This window comes from Streptomyces sp. SID9727 (assembly GCF_010550605.1).
GTDB lineage: Bacteria > Actinomycetota > Actinomycetes > Streptomycetales > Streptomycetaceae > Streptomyces.
Genome location: NZ_JAAGNI010000101.1, coordinates 1 through 1,817, shown reverse-complemented (window position 1 = coordinate 1,817; position 1,817 = coordinate 1). Strand labels below are relative to the sequence as shown.

1 protein-coding gene and 1 pseudogene are annotated in these 1,817 nt (G+C 75.5%); both read left to right on the top strand.

Annotation, left to right across the window (positions count from 1 at the left end; translation table 11 throughout):
* The coding region (locus tag G3I41_RS05960) for a peptidoglycan-binding protein (protein WP_164399253.1) at nucleotides 1-1,114 on the top strand (1,114 nt) is incomplete at its 5' end.
* A 25-nt stretch (nucleotides 1,115-1,139) separates the two neighbouring features.
* A pseudogene (locus G3I41_RS05955) lies at nucleotides 1,140-1,817 on the top strand (membrane protease subunit); the annotation flags it as partial.

Below are 1,817 nucleotides of genomic sequence, written 5' to 3'. Positions count from 1 at the left end.
CGGAGCGCCCGCCGACCCCGCCCCGGCGCCCGGCACGGGGGTGCCGGTCGGCATCGGCCCGCTGCCGGACAGCCCCCAAGGGCTCCCGGGCCCGCTGCGCGGGTCCGGTGTGCCGGGTCCGGCGGCCGCCCAGGCGGTGGTGTCCGAGCCACGGGCGACGACCCGGACCGAGATCATCGACCGCGCGAAGAAGTGGGTGGCCGCGCGGGTCCCGTACAGCATGTCGGCGTTCTGGTCGGACGGGTACCGGCAGGACTGCTCCGGCTATGTGTCGATGGCCTGGGACCTGCCGGGCAACGAGTGGACCGGCAGCCTCGCCGCGTACGGCACCCGCATCGCCCGCGAGGACCTCCAGCCCGGCGACATCCTGCTCTTCCACAACCTCGCCGACCCGGGGAACGGCTCCCACGTCACGATCTTCGGCGGCTGGACCGACTCCACGCACACCCACTACACGGCGTACGAGCAGACCAAGCCGCACACCCGCAAGCAGACGACGCCGATGGCGTACTGGACCAACTCCGCGAGCTACGTCGCCTACCGCTACAAGGGCCTGAGCACGGGGAAGTCGGGCACCGAGACCGCCGGGGACCCGTTCCCCGGCGCGGCGGAGTTCGGCCCCCGCACGAACAACGCGTACGTGACCCGGCTCGGCGCGATGCTCGTCGCCCGGGGCGGCAAGCGCTTCTACAAGATCGGCCCCGACCCGGTCTGGACCGGCGCCGACCGCCGGGCCACCCGGGCGTTCCAGCAGGCCCAGGGGTGGAAGGGCGCCGAGGCCGACGGCATCCCCGGCCCCCACACCTGGAAGCTGCTGGTGACCGGAACCGGTCGCGACATTCCCGCCGCGAGCGGGCCGGGCGGCCCGGAGGCGGCTCCGGCCTTCCCCGGACGGGACTATTTCCGGCCGGGTCGGTCGAACAGCCATGTCGACAGGCTCGGAAAGCAGTTGGTGAAGAAGGGGTACGGCGCGCACTACCGGCTGGGCCCCAGCCCCCGGTGGACCGAGGCGGACCGGCGCAATGTCGAGACCTTCCAGAAGGCCCAGGGCTGGCGGGGGACGGAGGCCGACGGCTATCCGGGCCCGGAGACCTGGCGGCGACTCTTCGCGTGACACGACGGACATGACGGAGGCGGAAATGCGATCCACGGTGTCGGACAGCTCCGGGAACCCGGAGAACGGCCAGGAGACGGAGTACGGGACGGTCCCGGTACGGGAATGGGTCGGCCCGGGCGGAGCGGGCAGCGTCACGGACGCGTGGGCGGCGGGGGCCACCGCGGACGCGCTGCCGGTCGCCGAGGGGCTGCCGGTACGGGGCACGAGCCCGGGCGGCCCCCGCACCCCCGAGCCGCCTCCCCTCTTCGGGCCGGTGTCGGTGTCGGTGCCCTCGGACGACGAGGTGGTGGTCCAGGTCGCGGAGCCTCCCGCTCCGGAGCGCGGCGGTGACGCCGATTCCGTCGTCGACCTGGTGCTCGATCTCCGGCCGGGCAAGGAGGACCGCGGGGCCGCGCTCGGCGCCACCTCGGCCTCGGTATCGGTGCCGGCGGGGACGCGGGCTCGCGCGGAGGAGCCCGCGGACGCGGTGCCGGCGGGGACGCGGGCTCGCGCGGAGGAGCCCGCGGACGCGGTGCCGGTGGACGCGCGCCCCGTGGACGCGCCCGTGCCGGACCTCGTGAAGGACGCAGGTCCGGTGGACGCCGTGGCCGGGGCCACCGGACCCGAGGACGCCGTGCCCGTCGCAAAGGCCCCCCGGTCCGAGTGCGAGCCCGAGCCGGTCCTCGCCCTCGCCGGGGCCCGGGTGCCGGGCCCGGACGCC